The organism is Deltaproteobacteria bacterium (assembly GCA_020848745.1).
Classification (GTDB): Bacteria; Desulfobacterota; Binatia; order UTPRO1; family UTPRO1; genus UTPRO1.
This window is the reverse complement of sequence record JADLHM010000009.1, coordinates 1-18,089: the sequence shown is the minus strand read 5'-3', so window position 1 is coordinate 18,089 and position 18,089 is coordinate 1. Positions and strand designations below refer to the sequence as shown.

Sequence of the window (18,089 nt, the reverse complement as noted above, 5' to 3'; positions counted from 1 at the left end):
ATCCTACACCGGCTCGACGAGGAAGAGCGGCTCGCCGAACTCCACCGGGCGGCCGTTCTCGATCAGGATCCGCACGATCCGCCCGCGGGACTCCGCCTCGATCTCGTTCATCATCTCCATGGCCTCGACGAGACAGAGCACCTGCCCGCGCTCGACGACGTCGCCTACCTCGACGTAGGCGGGCGCCTCGGGCGCCGCGGCGCGATGGAAAGTGCCGACCATCGGCGAGGTGATCGACCGCGCGCCGCCGTCGGGCTCAGCGTCGCGGCGCGCGCTCCGCGCGGCAGGGATCGAGGCTTCGGCCTCCGGCGCGCCGCCCGCGCCGACCCGGCCGCGCACGAGCCGCACCCGCTCGCCGCCGCCGTCGATCTCGAGCTCGACGAGCCCGCTCTCTTCCATGAGGGCAGCGAGCTTCTTGAGCTCGCGCGGGTCGGACAGCGCGCGGCTGCCCGCGGGTCCGTTCACCGCCGGCGTACGGTCGGCGCTGGCCGACGCGCGGCGCCGCGGGCTCACGCCGGCCGACGCGCCTTCTGGGGTCGTCGCGTCTTCAGCGAGCGGCGCCGCCCGTCGGCTATGACGTGCACGGCGGCGCGCAGCCCGAGAAGGTAGCTGTCGACACCGAAGCCCGAGATCTGTCCGACGGCGACGTCGCTGACGAGCGACCGATGCCGAAATTCCTCGCGGGCGTGGATGTTCGAGAGATGCACCTCGACGACCGGCAACCCGACGGCGAGGATCGCGTCGCGGATGGCGATGCTCGTGTGCGTATAGGCGGCGGGGTTGATGACGATCGCCGACGCGCCGCCGGCGGCCGCCTGGATGCGGTCGACTAGCTCGCCCTCGGCGTTGGACTGCACGATCTCGACGCGCACGCCGAGCTCGGTCGCCAACGCGCGCAGGCGGTCGTCAACCTCCTGCAACGTGAGCGCTCCGTACACGTCGGGCTCACGGCGGCCGAGGAGATTCAAGTTCGGACCGTGCAGCACGAGCACGGTCTTGCCGCGCGCACGCCCCTCTTCCAGCGACCTCGCGCTCACGCCTGCGACCTCGCGTTCACCCTCGCGTCCTCACGCGGGCGCAAGTCTAAGTCTATAGACATGAGCCGGTCAAGTTATGCCGCGCGTATAGCACGCCAATATGCAAAGATGGGTCGCATGCAATCGGCGATCGTCGTCGCGGATCTGCGCAAGCGATACGGCGAGCGCACGGTGCTCGCCGACATCGACCTCGAAGTGCAGGCCGGCGAGGTCGTCGGATTGCTCGGACCGAACGGCGCCGGGAAGTCGACGGCGCTCGCGATCCTCGCGACGCTGCTCGCCCCCGACGAGGGCACCGTCGTCGTCGCCGGGCACGCGCTGCCGCGCGCGGCGCGCGCGGCGCGCCGCGTCCTCGGCTATGTGCCGCAGGATCCGGCGCTCTACCCGACGCTCACGGGACGCGAGAACCTGCGCTTCTTCGGCCGTATGCTCGGGCTCGACGCGCGCGCCGCCACCGCCGCGATCGGCCGCACCCTCGATAGCGTCGGGCTCGCCGCGCGCGCCGACGATGCGGTGGCGACCTACTCGGGCGGCCTGCGACGGCGCCTGAACCTCGCGTGCGGCATCCTGCACGCACCGCGCGTGCTCCTCCTCGACGAGCCGACCGCGGGCATCGACATGCGCTCGCGCGAGCGCCTGCACGGGGCGATCGCCGCCCTCGCCGCGGACGGTACCGCCGTCCTCGTGAGCACCCACGACATGGAGGAAGCGGAGCGCGCCTGCACGCGGACGGTGATGCTCGACGAAGGCCGGATCGTCGCGAGCGGCGTGACGGCCGACCTGGTCGGCGCGAGCGGCATCGCGGCGAGCCTTTCGCTCCGGACGCTCCGGCCGCCGGCGCCGGATTGGCTGGACGGTCTCGGCAGCGTCCGCGTGCTCGCGGCGAACGGCACGCGGACGACGCTCGCGCTCGACGACCCCACGGCGCTTCCCGTGCTCCTCGCCCGCGCCGCACGGGCCGGGGGCGAGGTCGTCGAGCTGCGCTTCGACCGGCCGACGCTCGCCGACGCCTTCTTCAAGCTGACCGGGCACGCGCTGCGTGACGGCGACGACGACGGGCGCGTTCCATGATGCGCGCGCTCGCGGCCGCGATCGGCAAGGACTTCCGTTTGCTCGCGCGCGATCGCGTGGGCCTCGTGTTCCTCACGATCGCGCCGATCGTCGTCATCACCGTCGCCGGATTTTCGCTCGCGAGCCTCTACGGCGCCGGCCCGCGCGGCACGACCGCCTACCTGCTGCCGGTCGCCGACGAGGACGGCGGGCGCGTGGGCCGTGCCTTCCGCGACGCCCTCGGCCGCCACGAAGCCGTCGCGGTCGAGGCGGTCGGCAGCCGCGTCGACGCCGCCGCGCTCGTCGAACGCCGGCGGGCAGGCGTGGCGCTCGTGATCCCGCGCGGCGCCTCGCGCGCTCTCGCGGCGGGGCGTCCCGTCGACGTCGAGCTGCTGACCGATCCCGTGAAGTACCTCGAGATCGCGAACGTGCGGGCGCTCGTGCAGGAGATCCGCCACGCCATCGAGCGGCGCGCGCGCGACCGCGCCGGCCGCCGGCTGGCGCGCCTGCGCGCCCGCATGGAGCATACCCGCGTCGATTTCGCGCGTTCGGCGGAGTCGCTGGCGCGCGAACTCGAGGCGCTGCCGGGACGGCTCGCGGCGGCGCGCGCGGCGACCACGGCGCAGGCGCACGCGCTCGAAGCGGATGCGGCGCGAGAGCTGCGGGCGGCGGTCGCCGAGGCGACCGAGCTGCAAGCGAGCCTCGCGAGCGCCCGCCTCGCCGCCGAGCTCGGACCGCTCCGGCGGTTCGTCGCCGAGCTCGAGGCAGCGGAGGCCGCGTTCACGCGCTGGTGGCGCACCGTCCATCGCAACGCCGGACGCTACGCCGACCGGTTGCCGCCTCCGCCGGCGCGCCCCCGCGTCCCGTTCGCGGTGAGCGAACTCGTCCGCATGGACCCCGACGCGCTCGCCGAGCGCCTCGTCGGCAGGACCCCGCTGCCGCTTCCCGACGTCAGCGTGCCCTCCGTGATGCCCCCGGCCCTGCCCACGCTGCCGGCGTTCCGCGTCCCGAGCTTGCCCGAGCCGCCGGCCATCGCGCTCCCCGGCGCCATCGAGATCGCCGAGCGGAGCGTGACCGGCGCGCCCGAGCGCCTGAACACCTTCGACCAGAACGTCCCCGGATTCAGCGTGACGTTCCTCCTCCTCGGCATGCTGCTCGGCGTGTCGCTCGGCCTTCTCGACGAGCGCGACTGGGGGACGCTCGCGCGCCTGCGCACGATGCCGGTGGCGCTCGACGTCACGTTGCTCGCGAAGCTCGTGACACGCTTCGCCGTCGGCTGCGCCCAGATGACGCTCCTGCTGATCGTCGGGCGGCTTTGCTTCGGCATCTCGCTCGGACCCGAGCCCTGGGCGCTCGCGCTCCCGACCGCCGGAATCGTCTTCGCCGCCACCGCCTTCGGACTCGTCGTCGCGGGGCTCGTCCGCTCACGCGAAGCCGTGCTGCCGCTCGGCTCGATCGTCATCGTGACGATGGCGGCGGTCGGGGGCTGCTGGTGGCCGATCGATCTCGAGCCGCCGTGGATGCAGCGCGTGGCGCTGGCGTTCCCGACGACCTGGGCGATGGCCGCCTACAACGATCTCATGATCCGCCGCCAGCCGCTCGACGCCGCCCTCCTGCCGACCGGCGTGCTGATCGCGCACGGCCTCGCGTACCTGGCGGTCGGGCTCGCGCTCTTCCGACGTCGTCGCTTCGCGGCGTCGTGACCACCGCGCGCCGTGCGACCTCGCATGGCGACTTCCGGTTGACCACGGAACGCGGGCGTCCTAGCTCTCGGGCAGCAGCGGACGCGCGCGGCGGGCCGCGCGAGCGAGGTGGAGGATGACGGGAGCGATCGGGCGGAGGCTTTGGGCGGCGGCGTGGATCGCGAGTGTAGCGTTCGCGCCGAGCGTGGCGGGCGCGGTCACGCGCAACGTCGACAACAGCGTCGCGTGCAGTGATACGGCGCCGTGTACGGGAACGCCGTGCTGCACGATCCAGTTCGCGATCGGCGTCGCCGTGAGCAGCGACGTCATCGTCGTCGCCGCCGGTACGTACGTCGAGAACCTGACGCTCGGGAAGAACGTGATCCTGCGCGGCGCCCAGAGCGGCGTGCCGGCATGCGACCGCCTCGACACGGAGACCGTCGTCGCGCCCGCGGGCGGCGTCGGGTTGACGCTGACGCTGGGGGCGTCGAGCGCGACCGTCGACGGGTTCACATTTCAAGGCGGCACGCGCGGCATCGACGTCGTCGGCGGCCCCCTCAGCCGCCTCAAGTTCTTCTCGAACCGGATCGTCGGCTTCACGGACAGCGGCGCGTTCTTCGGCGCCGACGCCAGCAGCACGCGGTTCGAGCAGAACGAGATCGACGGCGCGAGCGCGACCGGCCCGAACGCGCTCTTCCACCTCGACGGGGCCAACGACTTCGACGGTCTCGCCTTCCTGGACAATTGCGTTCGGAACGGCGTCCGTACCTACGGCTTCTTGGCCGAAGGCACGCAGAACGTCGGCCCCAACGTCGATGCGGGGACGCCCGAGATGGCCGACAACCGCTTCGAGAGCAACCGCGTCGGCGTGAGCTTCGGCGCGGCCGCGGCGGACCAGATGGCGATCGCGCGCAACACCTTCGCGGACAACCTCCTCGACGGTCTCCAGGGCGGCATGCAGAACTCCTCGGTCGACGGCAACACCTTCTCGGGGAACGGCCGCTACGGCCTCCTGCTCACGAGCTTCGGCGACGCCGACCCGGCGGTCGGCGCGCAGAACGTCGCGATCACCAGCAACTGCTTCTCGACGAACGGCCTCGGCCTCGCATGCGGCGGCGGCACGAACGACGGCGAGCCGTGCACGACCGACGGCGACTGCCTCGGCGGTGGGACGTGCGCGGCGGCGCTCGCGGGAACGGGCATCTTCTACAGCGACGGACAGGCCGCCGGCACGATCGCGACGAACGTCGCCAGCGACAACAACCTCTACGGCAACCTCGCCGGCGCCGCCTACGCCGGGGGCGAGACGATCGACGCCGAGAACAACTGGTGGGGATGCGCGACCGGCGCCAACACCGCCGGCTGCGACACGGCGTCGGTCAACGTCGACACGGACCCCTTCCTGACCGTGCCTTCGGACACCACGCCGTGCGAGCCGCTCGCCGCGCCGACGGCAACCCCGACGACGACGGGATCGCCGGTCGTGACCCCGACGGCGACCGCGACCACGACGTCCACCGGGACGCCGACGCCGACCGCGAGCGCCTCTCCGACCGCGACCGCGACGTCCACCGGAACACCGACGCCGACCGCGAGCGCCTCTCCGACCGCGACCGCAACATCCACCGGGACGCCGACGCCGACCGCGAGCGCCTCTCCGACCGCGACCACGACGTCCACCGGAACGCCGACGCCGACCGCGAGCGCCTCCCCGACCGCGACCGCAACATCCACCGGGACGCCGACGCCGACCGCGAGCGCCTCTCCGACCGCGACCGCAACATCCACCGGGACGCCGACGCCGACCGCGAGCGCCTCTCCGACCGCGACCACGACGTCCACCGGAACACCGACGCCGACCCCGACGGCGACACCCACCGGCATGTCCACGCCGACCGCGACGAGCACTGCGGACCCGACCGAGACGCCGCCCCCGCCGACCGCCACGGTGCCGGGACCGACGCCGACGCCGGGCGACCTCGACCACTTCCAGTGCTACGAAACGCACCGGCCGCCGCTCCGCTTGAGCGGGGTCTCGCTCGTCGACCATTTCGGCGCGAGCACCGTGCGCGTGCTCCGCGGCAAGCGCTTCTGCGCGCCGGCCGACAAGAACGGCGAGGATCCGACGGCGCCGCTCGATCCCGACCACCTGGCGGCCTACACGATCAAGCAGACGACGCCGCGCTTCACGCCCGTCCGAGGCTTCATCGTGACCAATCAGTTCGGCGCGGTCGCGCTCGACCTGGTGCGACCGGACGCGCTGCTCGTCCCGAGCGCGAAGAGCCACAGCGGCCCGATCGCCAGCTACACGCCGGCGATCGACCACTTCAAGTGCTACAAGGCGCGCGGCTACTTCCGCGCCGACTCGATCACGGTCACCGACCAGTTCGGCTCGATCGACGGCGCCATCAAGCGGCCGGTCCGCTACTGCGCCCCGGTCGACAAGAACGGCGAAGGTATCCTCGACCCGAACACCCACCTCGTCTGCTACCAGATCCGCAGCGCCGCCGGCATGCCGACGCACGACACGCTGTATTCGCTCAATCAGTTCGGTCCCGACACGTTCACGGTGTTCGGACCGCGCGAGTTGTGCGTGCCCTCGACGGTGCTCTGAAAGGCGCTCACCCCTCGGCCGGAACGACCGGGCGTGGGCTTCAAGCCTTGCCGCGCCGGAGGTCGGTTGCGCGCGAGCCCGTAGTGACCACCAGAACGCTTCGCAACTCTCCTCGGTCTATCACTCGTTTCAGGCCACGCTCCCAGTCCGCCACCGCCGTGATCTCGTCGATGAAGAGCCGCCGCACGGCGCATCGACTGGATAGGCGGCGGCAAGCCGCGACGCTTCGGACGACAGGTGGTCCGCATCCCTCAGGTAGTCGCCGTCTCGCGACCCTCGAGAACGGCACGCAGCCGGCGGCGTTGAAGTCGCTCGCGCGACTCTGCGCCGAGCACCTGCCGCGGTTGTTGACCGCGTAGAGCGCCCTCACTCCTATCCTCGTTCCGAGCTCTGGATCGTCGAAAGATGCTCGGCGTCGTCGAGATCTTCGTGTCTGCCCGATACTCGTTTGTTTCGAAGAAGGTCCCCGAGGCCGATGAACGCGACCGACGTGACGGCCCCATCCTCGTCGACGAGCGCCTCGACCTTCCGACGCTGCCACGCATCGCCAAGCGTAACGCCGTCGATCGTGCTCAGCAGGTCGATACGATGTGGAGGCCGACCGAACTGGACGACGACCCCCGGCCGCAAGAAATCCTCGGAGGTGTCGACGCCGGGCACTCCCCGAGCGCGTACTCGGCTGATCACCCTCTCGCCAGACTACGATCCCAGCACTTCGCAGTACGAGAACTCGTGCAGCCTGGCGTTAGAGCGCGCGTGCTCGATCGTCATGCTCACGAGGTTCCCCTCGCCGTCGAGATCGACATAGATGCTTTCGGATATCTCCCGAGTTTCGGACACAGCGTTGTCCGTAAACTCGAGCAGGGCGGTGTCGGTGTCCAGAAAATACTTTACTCTCATCTGTCGCGCTCCTTGAACGACCGGTCGAAGAACGCATTGTGGACCGTCTCGCCGTCGGGCAACAAGATCACTCGGGACGTTGGCGGACATGTTCGAAGTACTGTGTCGCCTTCACACTCGTTCTTTATCGTGATCCGACGAGGGGACGCATGCGGTCTCGAGCGTCGGCCGAAAAGTGCTCGGCTCTCATCCGTGGTGCTCGGAATCACGAACGTCGGGATGATTGGGCCCGTAGGCTCGATCACGCAGCGTCTCTGCGATCCTCAGTCGTTCGTCGAGCGTGAGCTCTCGGAGCTGCGATCGGTCCCACTCGTCCGCGCTAGCCAGGCTCGGAGCAACGTTGCCGATGGGTTCGATCTGACGCGGCATCACTCGACCAGACTCCGATCGCTTCGACGCCACCATCCCTGAAGCCACGGGATCGTTTTCGGGAACGGCACCCGGCCGGCGGCGTTTGAAGGCGCTCGTGCGGCTCTGCGTCGACCACCTGCCGGGGCTCCCGACCGCCTGAAAACGAAACGGGGAGCGACGCCGTGGCGCCGCTCCCCGCTCGACTCGAACGACTGCCGCCGCTTACGGAGGCGGCGGCGGCAGGTTGAAGGTCTGCGAATCGGACGCCGCGCCCGAGTTCGCATTCAGGGTGATCTGCGTGCCCGCCGACGTCGACGGGTAGGTGACACAGGTGTGCGCGACGCCGGACTGGTTCAGAACCGCGACCCCCGTATCGGTCTCGAAGTTCGTGACGTCGCATGGCGGGTTGGCGTTCGTCGCCGACGGGCTGTTGACGATCGCTCCTTGCGTCGCGCCCGAGATGTTGAAGAACACGTTCGAGCCGTCGGGAACCGGGTTGCCGTTCGTGTCGGTCACCGTCGCCGCGATCACCGTCGTGAGGGTACCGTTGCCGTTGTCCCCCGAGCCGTTGGTGAGGAGCGCGAGCGCCAGGTTCGACGGCACGCCCACGCCTGGCGTCGGTGTGTTGGCGGGCGTGACCGTCGGGGTCGGCGTCGGCGTGCCGGTCGCCGACGTCGCGGTCGGCCCACCCGGGGTCGCGGTCGCGCCGCCACCTCCGCCGCCCGGCGTCGGCGTCGCGAAGGTGCAGTTCGTGAAGTCGAACGTGCAGTCGGTACCACACGAAAGAATGCCCGTGCCCTGGCCGAGGCTCTCGCACGTCTGCTCGCGGAGATCGCCGAGGTCGCATTGCTCGTCGCCGCTCGCCACGCCGTTGCCGCAAACGAAGCTCACGGTGACCTCGACGTTCACGGCGCCCGCCGCCGAGTCCTCGACGACGAAGCCGTGCGTACCGGCCGCAGGATCGGCCGCGATGATGTAGGCGATGGACTGGCCCGAGTCCTTGCAGACGTTCGCCGGCGTGGAGGAGCCGTCGTTGCAGTCGGCGTCGGTGCCGCAACGCGACCCAGCGCAGTTGGTGCCGGCGCAGCTCGCGAGGCAGCGTTTGATCGGACCGGCGCACACTCCCGCAGGTGTGGGCGATGCGTTGACGTTGCAGTCGGAATCCGACTGACAGGGGCTGCCGACACAGAGCACCCCGCCGTTCTCCGTGCATCCCGGGAGGCAGTGCTGCGAGATGACGGCCGCGCCGATGCCGCTCACCTCGTTCTTCAGCTGGTACGGCGGCGTGCCGCCGACGATGTTGAAGAACAGCACCTGCCCCGGCGCCGGCTCGACGACGCTCAGCGCCGACGGGATGACACCGAGAACCTCCGCGTCGATGAACCCGACGTCGTAGAGCGTGATCGGCACCTGCGCGCGCAGGCCGAAGCCGCTCGGCGTCTGCGCGAAGATGGCGCCGGTGCCGACGATGGCGCCGGTGCCGGTCGGCGTCGACCCGGCCACGGCGATGATGTCGGCGCGACCGAGCGCGTCCGTCACCGCCACACCGTCGGCGGGAAGGAACGTGATGTCGTCGATGTCCGAGCCGAACGTGATCACCACGCCCTGGATGCCCCTGCCGAAGCTGTCGCTCAGGGTCGCGATCAAGCCGATGCGGTCGGACTTGTTGGCGTCGACCTCGGCCGGGCTCACGTTCAGGTTGAGGCGTCCGGAGTTGTTGCTGTTCAAGATGAACTGGTTTCCGGTGTCGCCCTTGCTGCCGCTACCGCCGCCGGTGCCGCCGCAACTCACGACCACGGTCGCGAGCGCCAGCACCGCGACGCTTCCCATCACCCACTTGCGTGCGCGCATCGTCATCCTCCCCTCTCTCCCCGTCACAGCGACGGCGCCAGGACGGCGACCGCGTAACTGACCTCGTTGGTGTCGAAGCTGTCGCCGGTGTCGCTGATCCCGGTGATCGTCATCACGACGGTCATGTCGAACGGCGGCGTCGGCAGCAGGTTCTGGTTGGCCGCTAGGAACGCCATCACGTCGGGACGCACGAACACCGTCTGCGCGAAGCTCTGCGACGGCGTGCGCGTGCCCTGCTCGTCGATGCTCGCGGGCGGCAGCGACGTGGACAGCGGAACCGAGTCGGTCACCACCGGGTTCGCGAGCTTGGCCCCCGCGATGTAGATCTCGACCGTGACCTTCGTGAGGTTCACGGACTGGTCCATATTGTTCGACACGCCGAGGAAGCCACCGTCGAGGTCGCCGTCGTTGTTGTAGTCGCGCGGGACCGTCAGGTCCTCGCCGAGAATGACGAACGACCCCGTGTCGCCGACCGCCTCGTCCGGCGTCGGAAACTGATCGGCCGCCGGCGCGACCTGCTCCCGCGTCTCCTGAAAGACGCCCGAGAAACGCAGCGAGACCCCGTTGTCGTTCGATCCGCCGCCGCCGCCCCCGCCGCACGCGGCCAACGCGAAGCACGCCGCCGCCATGACCATCCGCGATCCTCTCATACCCGCACCCTCCCCTTCACGTGAGTTCTTCAGACGTAACGAACGATGTCTTCACAGCCGAGCCGCTCGAATCTGGTCGTGCCGATTCCTTCGAGACAGACGAACTTGATGGTCCCTCCAAGCGCCTTCTTGTCGGTGCGCATGGCGAGGGCGAGCGCGTCGCGGCCGAGGTCGCTCGGCACCTCGGTCGGGAGCCCACAGCGGTCCACGAGCGTCGTGAGCCGGCGCACGGTCGCCTCGCCGCAGTGTCCGAGCCGCTGCGAAACGCGCGCGGCCGCGACCATGCCGATCGCGACGGCCTCCCCGTGCAGATACGTCGTGTAGTCGGTGAGGCTCTCGATCGCGTGGCCGATCGTGTGGCCGAAGTTGAGGATGGCCCGATACCCGCTCTCGGTCTCGTCCGCCACGACGACGAGCGCCTTCAACTGGCAACAGCGTCGCACCACCCGCACCAGCAGGTCGCGCTCCTGCCGCAGGATGCCCGCAAGCTCCGCCTCCAGGAGCGCGAAGAGCTCGGCGTCGAGGATCGCGCCGGTCTTGATCGCCTCGGCGAGCCCGGCGACGTATTCGCGGCGCGGCAGCGTCCGCAGGCACTCGACGTCGGCGAGCACGAATCGCGGCTGCTTGAACGCGCCGAGCAGGTTCTTGCCGGCCGGATGGTTGATGCCGGTCTTGCCGCCGATCGAGGAGTCGATCTGGGCGAGCAGCGTGGTCGGCACCTGCACGAGATCGATGCCGCGCAGATAGGTGGCCGCGGCGAAGCCCGTGAGGTCGCCGACGACCCCGCCTCCGAGCGCGATCGCCGCGCCGCCGCGGTCGACGCCCGCGTCGATCAGCCGGTCGTACACGAACGCGAGCCAGGCGAGGTTCTTGTGCTCCTCGCCGTCCGGGATCTGGATGACCGCGGGATCGAAGCCGCTGCGGACCAGCGACGCGACTGCGTCGTCCAGATAGAGGTTCGCGATCGTCGAATTGGTCACCACCGCCACTCGTTTCCCCGTCTCCGCGAGACGCGTTCCCAAATCCCCAAGGCAACCGGCACCGACATAGATCGGATAGGCGCGGTCCCCAAGCTCTACGTTGACGACTTCCATTGCTCTGAGCGCCCGAGCGCCTGTTGGATCTCTTCGACGACCTGCTCCGCGCTTCGCTCCGACGTGTCGATCGTGACGTCCGCCGCCGCCGCGTAGACCGGACCACGCTCGGCGAGGAGGCGCGTCACCGCGGTGCGCGGATCGCCCCGCAGGAGGGGCCGGTTCACCCCGGCGCCAACCCGCCGCAGGATGATCTCGGGACGCGCGGTGAGATGGACGAGCACACCGGCGTCGCGGAGCCGTCGCACGTTGTCCGGGTCGATCACCGCTCCGCCACCGACCGCAATGACGGCGCCGCCGCGCCCCACCGCGTCGGCCACGGCCTCGCGCTCCAGGCGGCGGAACGCGGCTTCGCCCTCGTCGGCGAAGATCGCCGCGATGCGCTTTCCCGCGCGCTCCTCGATCGATTGGTCGGTGTCGACGAACGAACGGCCGAGCCGCTGCGCCAATCGGCGGCCCACCTCGCTCTTGCCCGTCCCCATGAACCCCATCAACACGACCGCACGCCCCTTCATTCAGAACTGCGCCATCTGCTGCAAATACCCTTCGTGGTTGCGGCGGATCTCCTTCAAGGAATCCCCGCCGAACTTCTCGAGGAAGGCGTCCGCGACGACGAACGCGACCACCGCCTCGGCGATCACGGCGGCCGCCGGAATCGCGCAGACGTCGGACCGCTCGATGGCGCCCTTGGCCTCGGCTTTGGTGCCGATGTCGACCGAGTGCAGCGGCTTCATCAAGGTCGCGAGCGGCTTGAAAGCGGCCCGCACCACGAGGGGCGCCCCGGACGTCATCCCGCCCTCGGTCCCGCCCGCCATGTTGGTGCGGCGAACGAACGCGCTCTTGGCGTCGTCGAAGTAGATCTCGTCGTGGACGGCGGACCCGGGACGGCGCGCGGTCTCGAAGCCGAGCCCGATCTCGACGCCCTTCACCGCCTGGATGCTCATGAGCGCGTGGGCGAGCCGTCCGTCGAGCTTGCGATCCCAGTGCACGTGGCTGCCGAGTCCCGGCGGAAGCCCGGTGGTCACGACCTCGACGATGCCGCCGAGCGTATCGCCGCGTTTCTTGCAGTCGTCGATGGCCGCGATGATCTTGCGCTCGGCCTCCGGGTCGGCGACGCGCACCTCCGAGGCCTCGGCCGCGGCGAAGATCGCCTCCGGATCGAGACCCGCATGGCGCGCGACGACGTCACCGATCTCGGCGACCCAGGCGCGCACGACGATGCCGAAGGGCCGCAACAGGCACTTGGCGACGCCGCCGACCGCGACGCGCGCCGCGGTCTCGCGGGCGCTCGCGCGCTCGAGGACGTTCCGCACGTCGTCATGGTCGTACTTGAGGACGCCGGCGAGGTCGGCGTGACCCGGCCGCGGTCGCGTGACCGGAATCTGCGCATCCCGGTCCTCGGGACGCGACGACATCTTCTTGGTCCAGTTCTTCCAGTCGCGGTTCTCGACGACGAGCGTGATGGGCGACCCGAGCGTCTCGCCGAACCGGACGCCCGAGCGCAGCTCGGCCGTGTCCTGCTCGATCTTCATGCGACCGCCGCGGCCGTAGCCCAGCATGCGGCGGCGCATGTCGGCGTTCACCGCGTCGATGTCGATCGGAAAACCCGCCGGGCAGCCTTCGACGATCGCCGTGAGGCACGGTCCGTGGGATTCACCGGCGGTGAGAAAGCGTAGCACTCGATGTCACTCCGGCAGCGCCAAGACGAAGGGCGGGGCGCGACGCGCGGTGCGAGGGGTCATGCCGCCGCGCGTCTCAGGGATTGCTGCGATTCTGCCACAGATCTTCGGCCGACGGGAGGCTCGCGAGGTCCTCCGTCCCGCGCGCACGCACCGATCGTGGTGTGATGAAGACCAGGAGCTCCTGGCGGTTGTCGGCGGTCACGGTGTTCTTGAACGCCCAGCCGAGGACCGGGATCGACCGCAGGTACGGCACGCCGTTGTCCTGATCGTTCAGCACGTTGCGGAAGACGCCGCCGAGCACGAAGGTCTCGCCGTCCTTGATGAGCACGTGCGACTCCGCCTGGCGGCTGATCTCGTTCGGAATGCCGTCCGGCGAGGGCGCCTGCGACTGTGACGGCGGCTGGAGCGCGCTCGATTTCGCGAACACGTCGAGGAAGACGAAACCGTCCGAGGAGAGCTGCGGCGTCACGGTGAGCGTGATGCCGGTCTTGATCTGCTCCGTCGCCGCCTGGGATCCACCCGCCACGCCGCCCGCCCCGGTGCTGATGACGGTGCCGGTGCTCGGCAGCTTGACGCGCAGGATCTCGAGACTCTCGATGTTGGCCGCCTGATTGTTCAGGGTCACGACGCGCGGCCGCGAGATGATCTTGCCCTTGCCCTCGCGCTCGAGCGCGGTGAGGCGCGCGGCGAGCGACTTCGAGCCGTCGAGCGATCCGAGGAGCACGTCGAAGGCCGAGCCGAGGCCCGGAGCGACACTCGACGCGGGAAAGTCCGCGAGGAACGGCACCCGGCCGGCCGGGATCTGGCCGGGCGCGACCGACCCGGAGCCGGTGCCGAGGCCGCTGCCGCCGGCGCTGACGCGGCCGGGGAAATTCTGGCCGGTGGAGTTCCCGACCTCGGGGCCGGCCCGATACGTGTACCCCCACTGGATGCCGAGATCGCGGGCGAAGTTCTCGGTGGCCTCGACGATGCTCGCCTCGATCAGAATCTGCGGCGTCTGGGTGTCGAAGTGGGAGATCATCTCCTCGGCGTCGGCGATGCCCTTGTCGATGTCGCGCACGACGATCGTGTTGGTGCGCTCGTCCCACGTCGCGACCCCGCGATCGGTCAGGATGTCCTGGACCTTCTTGACGAACTTCTCGTCCGCCTTGGCGTAATTGACGCGGATGTAGCGGACCTTGAGCGGCTCGGCCTGCGCCTGCGCCTCGTTGGCCGCGCGCAGCGCCTCGCGCTCGTCTTTGAGCTTCTCGACGGTCGAGACCCGGATGATGTTGCCGTCGCGCACCATGTCGAGGCCGCGCGCCTTCAAGATCGAGTCGAGGGCCTGGTCCCACGGCACCTCGACGAGGCGCATGGTGATCTTCCCCTGCACGTCGTCGGTCGTGATGATGTTGAGGCCGCTCACGTCGGCGAGGATGCGCAGCACGTTCTGGATGTCGGCGTCCTTGAAGTCGAGGGAGATGCGCTGGCCGGTGTACTCGCGCGGCGAGTTCGGCGCCGCCTCGATCGTGCCCCCCGGGATGGAGGCGACGGCGGCCTTGGACTTCGCGCGGCCGCTACGGCCGCCGCGCGAGCTGTTCGCCGCGAGCACCGCGGACTCGTCCTCGCCGATGGTCGTGTCGGCCGCCGCGAGCGCCGGCTCGGGGGCGAGCTCGGGCTCCGCGGAAAGCTGGGTCGGGGGCGCGACCTCGGGGAGCGCGACCTCGGGGGCCGCGACCGGCGGAGGCGCCGCCGCGGGTTCCGCCGGAGCCGGCTCGGCCGCGGGCGCCGCCGCGACGGCCGTGGTCGGCTCCTCGACCGCTGGCGCGATGCCCGGGGCGAGATACACGATCTCGTCGACCGGCTCGGCCGTCTCGCCGAGCAGGACGGTCACCTGCCGTCCGTCCGCCGCGACCTCGTACGAGGGGATGCGGCCCTCGACGTCCGTCACGAGGCGGAGCTTGCCCTCGTGCGCGCCGACGCGTACGCGCGCCACGCCGTGACCGCTCACCACGTAGCCGCGGTTCGTGACCACGTCCGGCACGGGCCCCGCGACGTCGATGACGACGCGGTTCGGCGAGCTCAAAGCGAAATGGGAGACGGCATCGACGGGCCGCGAGAAGCGAACGACGAGCGCCGCGCGCGACTCGCGCTCGGCGAGCCGGATCTCGTGAACGCGGAGCTCCGCCTCGACGGGCGTCTCGATCGGCGCGCTCGCCGGCGGCACGCTCGGCGCCGCGACGACGGCCTCCTGCGGCGCGGCCGCCGGAGCCGCTACCGGCGCGGCTTGCGCGCTCGTCGCAGGTTGCATCTGCGACTTCGCGTGCCCATGCGACGCCGGTCGTTCGAGCGTCCGCGTACATCCCAGAAAGCCGAGGAGCAGGACACCAACCACCTTCACCACCGCCGCTCCCAAACCCTGCTCCTGCATCCTCATGGCGATCGATCCTCCTGAGGCAGCTCCATCACGACCTCTTTCGGCTTCACGTCGCCGTAGAAGTCGCGAGTGCTCTCCTCGATGACTACGCGTCTGGATTCGATGCTGCGCACCACCCCGCCGCTCGACCCGATGGGCGTCCCGGTGGTGATGATGTAGCCTAGTCCGGCGGAATCTTCCACCATCGCGCGATAGCCCTGCGGGGGCTGCGCGACGACGCCGACGAGCTTCAGCTGTCCGATCTGGTAGGTCTCGAGCGGCGTCCGGGCATCGGCCGTCGAATTGAGGCGAGGCGGCGTGAACGGATCGCGATGGGCGCGCGCATCGTAGGTGGGAAGCGCCGGCGCCCCGTCGCTCGACGCCGCCCCCGCCTGTTCTTGGGGCGCTTGCGCGTCCTGACCGCTAGGGACGGTGGCCGCCTTCTGCCCCGCCTGTCTTCCACGCGGTGCGTCGTCGACCGTCTTCGCGGCTTCCGCGTCGTGACGATCGGCCCGCTGCTCCGCCTTGTCGGCGGCGGCACGCGCTTTCGCGATCGCCGCCATCGGACCGCCGAGCGCGCCCCCGTCGGACGCCGCGGTCGCGGGAAGCACACGCACGGCGAGCACGACCCCCGAGGCGAGCACTGCCGCAACCGTGATGTTCCGTTTCCCTCGCATGAGCGACCTCATTTACTTTTTCTTCTTGGATTCCTTGGCCTTAGCCGCTTTTTCCTTGGCGATCTCGGCGCGTTCCCGCTCGTCGAGGAAGCGGAAGGTGGTGGCCGAGCAGGCGGTGTCGACGATCATCTCGTCGCCTTCGCGCCGCGGCGTCTGCATCAGGATGTCGCCGACGTTCACGATGCGGTCGAGCTTGCCGACGCGGTCGAAGAAGGCCGCGACCTCGTGATAGTTGCCGCGCACCGTCACGTCGACCGGCACCTCGGCGTAGAAGTCCTTGAGCTCCTCCTGCCGCTGACGGAACGAGATGACCTCGAGCCCCGCGTCGCGTCCCGCCGACGAGACGCTGCTCAGGAGGTCGGGGATCTCCTTCGAGTCCGGAAGCTGCGCCTCGGCCTGCTTCAGCTGCGCGCCGAGCTCCCGCACGGTCTCCTGGAGCTCGCCCATGTTGGCGACGAGCTTCTCCTTCGCGTCGCGCTGCTGGCGCAGATCGTTGATCTTGGCGGTCACCGAGACCGTCTCGGCGCGACGCCCCGCATAGACGAAGTACCAGTAGGTCCCGAAGACGACCGCGAGGACGCCGGCCACCGCCATGACACGCTGGCGGTTTTCGAGCTCGAAGAAACGGTCGAGAAGGTCGTTCATGCGCGGCTCCCCTTGCGCTGACCCGGCTTGCGCTTGGTCCCGCCCTTGTTCGTCGGCTCCGGAAACTTGAGGTTGCGCGGCGCCGCGCCGAGCGCCTTGCCGGAGTAGGAGAGGCGCGCGTTCACGACGAAGCGCTTCAGCTGCACGCCGTCGAGCTCGGATTGCGCCGTCTCGACGAGATCGACGTTGTCGAAATAGGGCGATCCGGCGAGGTTGCGCATGAAGTTGGCGATGGTCTGGTCGTCGAGCCCGAGCCCGCTGATCGTCGCGAGCCCGCCGCTCTCCTTGAACTCGAGGAGCCACACCTGCTCGGGCGCCGCGTCGCTGAGATCCGCGAGCACGTTCACCGGCCCGATCTTCTTGGCCTCGAGGGTCGCGATGGTCTTGAGCTTCTCCTCGAGGTCATTGCGCTCGGTCTCGAGCTTGGCGAGCTCCGCCGACTTCTTGTCGAGAGCGACGATGTCCGCCTGGAGCCTCGCGTACTCCTTCTTGAGGGGCGCCAGGCGCATGCGGGTCGCGACCTCGATGCCCGCGAGCACGACCAGCACGAGGACCGCGCTCAGGTAGACGAGCCGGGTCTCCTGCCGACGACCGGCCTCCCGCTCGACCTCGCGGACCGGCAACAGGTTGACGCGAATCACGACTTGTCTCCCGGACGCCGGGACGCGAGCCCGACGGTAACGGCCAACGACGAAGCGTTGTCCCGGACGAAATCGGCGTCGACGCCGCCCGCGAGCGTGACCCGCTCGAGCGGCTTCACGAGCTCGACCGGCGTCTCGAGACGCTCGCCGAGCACGCGCGTCAGGCCCTCGGTACGCGCCGTGCCGCCCGAGAGGTAGACGGCCGCCAGCGGGTCCTCCGCGTCGGAGCGCCAGTAGAAGCTGAGCGCCCGGTGGATCTCCTCGACCAGGAACTGCACGCCCGGAGCGAGCGCCGCCTCCACCTGGTCGGGCTGGAAGTCGCGCACGGCGCCGCCGGTCTTCAGCAGCTCGGCTTCGGCCACCGACACGCCGAGGTTGCGCATGAGCACGTCGGTGAACTCGGCGCCGCCGACCGGGATGTCGCCCGTGAAGGACGACCGGCCGCCGCGCAGGATGTTGATCGAGCAGTAGCGCGCCCCGATGTTCACGAGCCCGACGACCTGGCCCTCGTCGATCGAGTAGTTGAGCTCGAACATGTTCTCGAGGGCGAAGTAGTCGACGTCGACGATCTGCGGATTCAGCCCGGCGTCGCGGATCACCGCGGTGAAGCTGTTGAGGATGTCCTTCTTGACGGCGACGAGGACGACCTCGATCTCGCCGTTCTCGGCGTAGTTGGCGATCTGGTAGTCGATGGTGACGTTGTCGAGGCTCTCGGGAATCGCGTTCCCGGCCTCGAGCATCACGTGGTTCTCGAGATTGGCCTCGTCCTCGGCGCGCAGGTGCAGCTTCTTGATCATGACCGCGGGCCCCGGGACGGCGG

The 18,089-nt window shown here is 70.0% G+C and carries 16 protein-coding genes; 3 read left to right on the top strand and 13 right to left on the bottom strand.

Going from position 1 to position 18,089, the window contains the following annotated elements; genetic code table 11:
• Positions 1-3: 3 nt before the first annotated feature.
• Positions 4-399, bottom strand: coding sequence for an acetyl-CoA carboxylase biotin carboxyl carrier protein (gene accB, locus IT293_00875; protein ID MCC6763190.1), 396 nt, complete (start codon positions 397-399; stop codon positions 4-6).
• A 110-nt stretch (positions 400-509) separates the two neighbouring features.
• Positions 510-986, bottom strand: a complete 477-nt coding sequence (gene aroQ / locus IT293_00870; protein ID MCC6763189.1) for a type II 3-dehydroquinate dehydratase — start codon at positions 984-986, stop codon at positions 510-512.
• Positions 987-1,154: 168 nt separating this feature from the next.
• Here aroQ and IT293_00865 point away from each other — a divergent pair, with 168 nt between their 5' ends.
• From IT293_00865 to IT293_00855, 3 genes are all read left to right on the top strand, one after another.
• Entirely contained in the window at positions 1,155-2,108 is a 954-nt protein-coding gene (locus tag IT293_00865) for an ABC transporter ATP-binding protein (protein MCC6763188.1), read from the top strand.
• Positions 2,105-3,790, top strand: coding sequence for an ABC transporter permease (locus IT293_00860; protein MCC6763187.1), 1,686 nt, complete (start codon positions 2,105-2,107; stop codon positions 3,788-3,790). The genes IT293_00865 and IT293_00860 overlap by 4 nt, the downstream gene beginning before the upstream one ends.
• A gap of 115 nt (positions 3,791-3,905) precedes the next feature.
• Complete coding sequence (locus IT293_00855) at positions 3,906-6,383, top strand: right-handed parallel beta-helix repeat-containing protein (protein ID MCC6763186.1); 2,478 nt, start codon at positions 3,906-3,908, stop codon at positions 6,381-6,383.
• A 699-nt stretch (positions 6,384-7,082) separates the two neighbouring features.
• Here IT293_00855 and IT293_00850 read toward each other — a convergent pair.
• From IT293_00850 to pilM, 11 genes are all read right to left on the bottom strand, one after another.
• The gene (locus tag IT293_00850; protein ID MCC6763185.1) at positions 7,083-7,283 is read right to left on the bottom strand and encodes a DUF2283 domain-containing protein; all 201 of its coding nucleotides are present in this window, start codon (positions 7,281-7,283) and stop codon (positions 7,083-7,085) included.
• A gap of 573 nt (positions 7,284-7,856) precedes the next feature.
• Positions 7,857-9,485 (bottom strand): hypothetical protein, encoded by a 1,629-nt coding sequence (locus IT293_00845; GenBank protein MCC6763184.1) that lies wholly within the window; start codon positions 9,483-9,485, stop codon positions 7,857-7,859.
• Positions 9,486-9,508: 23 nt separating this feature from the next.
• On the bottom strand, positions 9,509-10,135 hold the full coding sequence (locus IT293_00840; protein MCC6763183.1) for a hypothetical protein: 627 nt from the start codon (positions 10,133-10,135) through the stop codon (positions 9,509-9,511).
• Between the two features lie 29 nt (positions 10,136-10,164).
• A complete protein-coding gene (locus IT293_00835) occupies positions 10,165-11,229 on the bottom strand; it encodes a 3-dehydroquinate synthase (GenBank protein ID MCC6763182.1) in 1,065 nt (354 codons plus the stop codon).
• On the bottom strand, positions 11,211-11,744 hold the full coding sequence (locus IT293_00830; GenBank protein ID MCC6763181.1) for a shikimate kinase: 534 nt from the start codon (positions 11,742-11,744) through the stop codon (positions 11,211-11,213). Before IT293_00830 ends, IT293_00835 begins: the two co-directional genes overlap by 19 nt.
• On the bottom strand, positions 11,745-12,908 hold the full coding sequence (aroC, locus tag IT293_00825; protein MCC6763180.1) for a chorismate synthase: 1,164 nt from the start codon (positions 12,906-12,908) through the stop codon (positions 11,745-11,747).
• Positions 12,909-12,984: 76 nt separating this feature from the next.
• Entirely contained in the window at positions 12,985-15,327 is a 2,343-nt protein-coding gene (gene pilQ / locus IT293_00820; GenBank protein MCC6763179.1) for a type IV pilus secretin PilQ, read from the bottom strand.
• The gene (locus tag IT293_00815; protein MCC6763178.1) at positions 15,324-15,869 is read right to left on the bottom strand and encodes a pilus assembly protein PilP; all 546 of its coding nucleotides are present in this window, start codon (positions 15,867-15,869) and stop codon (positions 15,324-15,326) included. Before IT293_00815 ends, pilQ begins: the two co-directional genes overlap by 4 nt.
• 126 nt (positions 15,870-15,995) lie before the next feature.
• A complete protein-coding gene (locus IT293_00810; GenBank protein MCC6763177.1) occupies positions 15,996-16,628 on the bottom strand; it encodes a type 4a pilus biogenesis protein PilO in 633 nt (210 codons plus the stop codon).
• A complete protein-coding gene (locus tag IT293_00805) occupies positions 16,625-17,269 on the bottom strand; it encodes a PilN domain-containing protein (GenBank protein ID MCC6763176.1) in 645 nt (214 codons plus the stop codon). The genes IT293_00810 and IT293_00805 overlap by 4 nt, the downstream gene beginning before the upstream one ends.
• A partial coding sequence (pilM, locus tag IT293_00800; GenBank protein MCC6763175.1) for a type IV pilus assembly protein PilM occupies positions 17,266-18,089 on the bottom strand: 824 nt, incomplete at its 5' end. The genes IT293_00805 and pilM, both read right to left, overlap by 4 nt.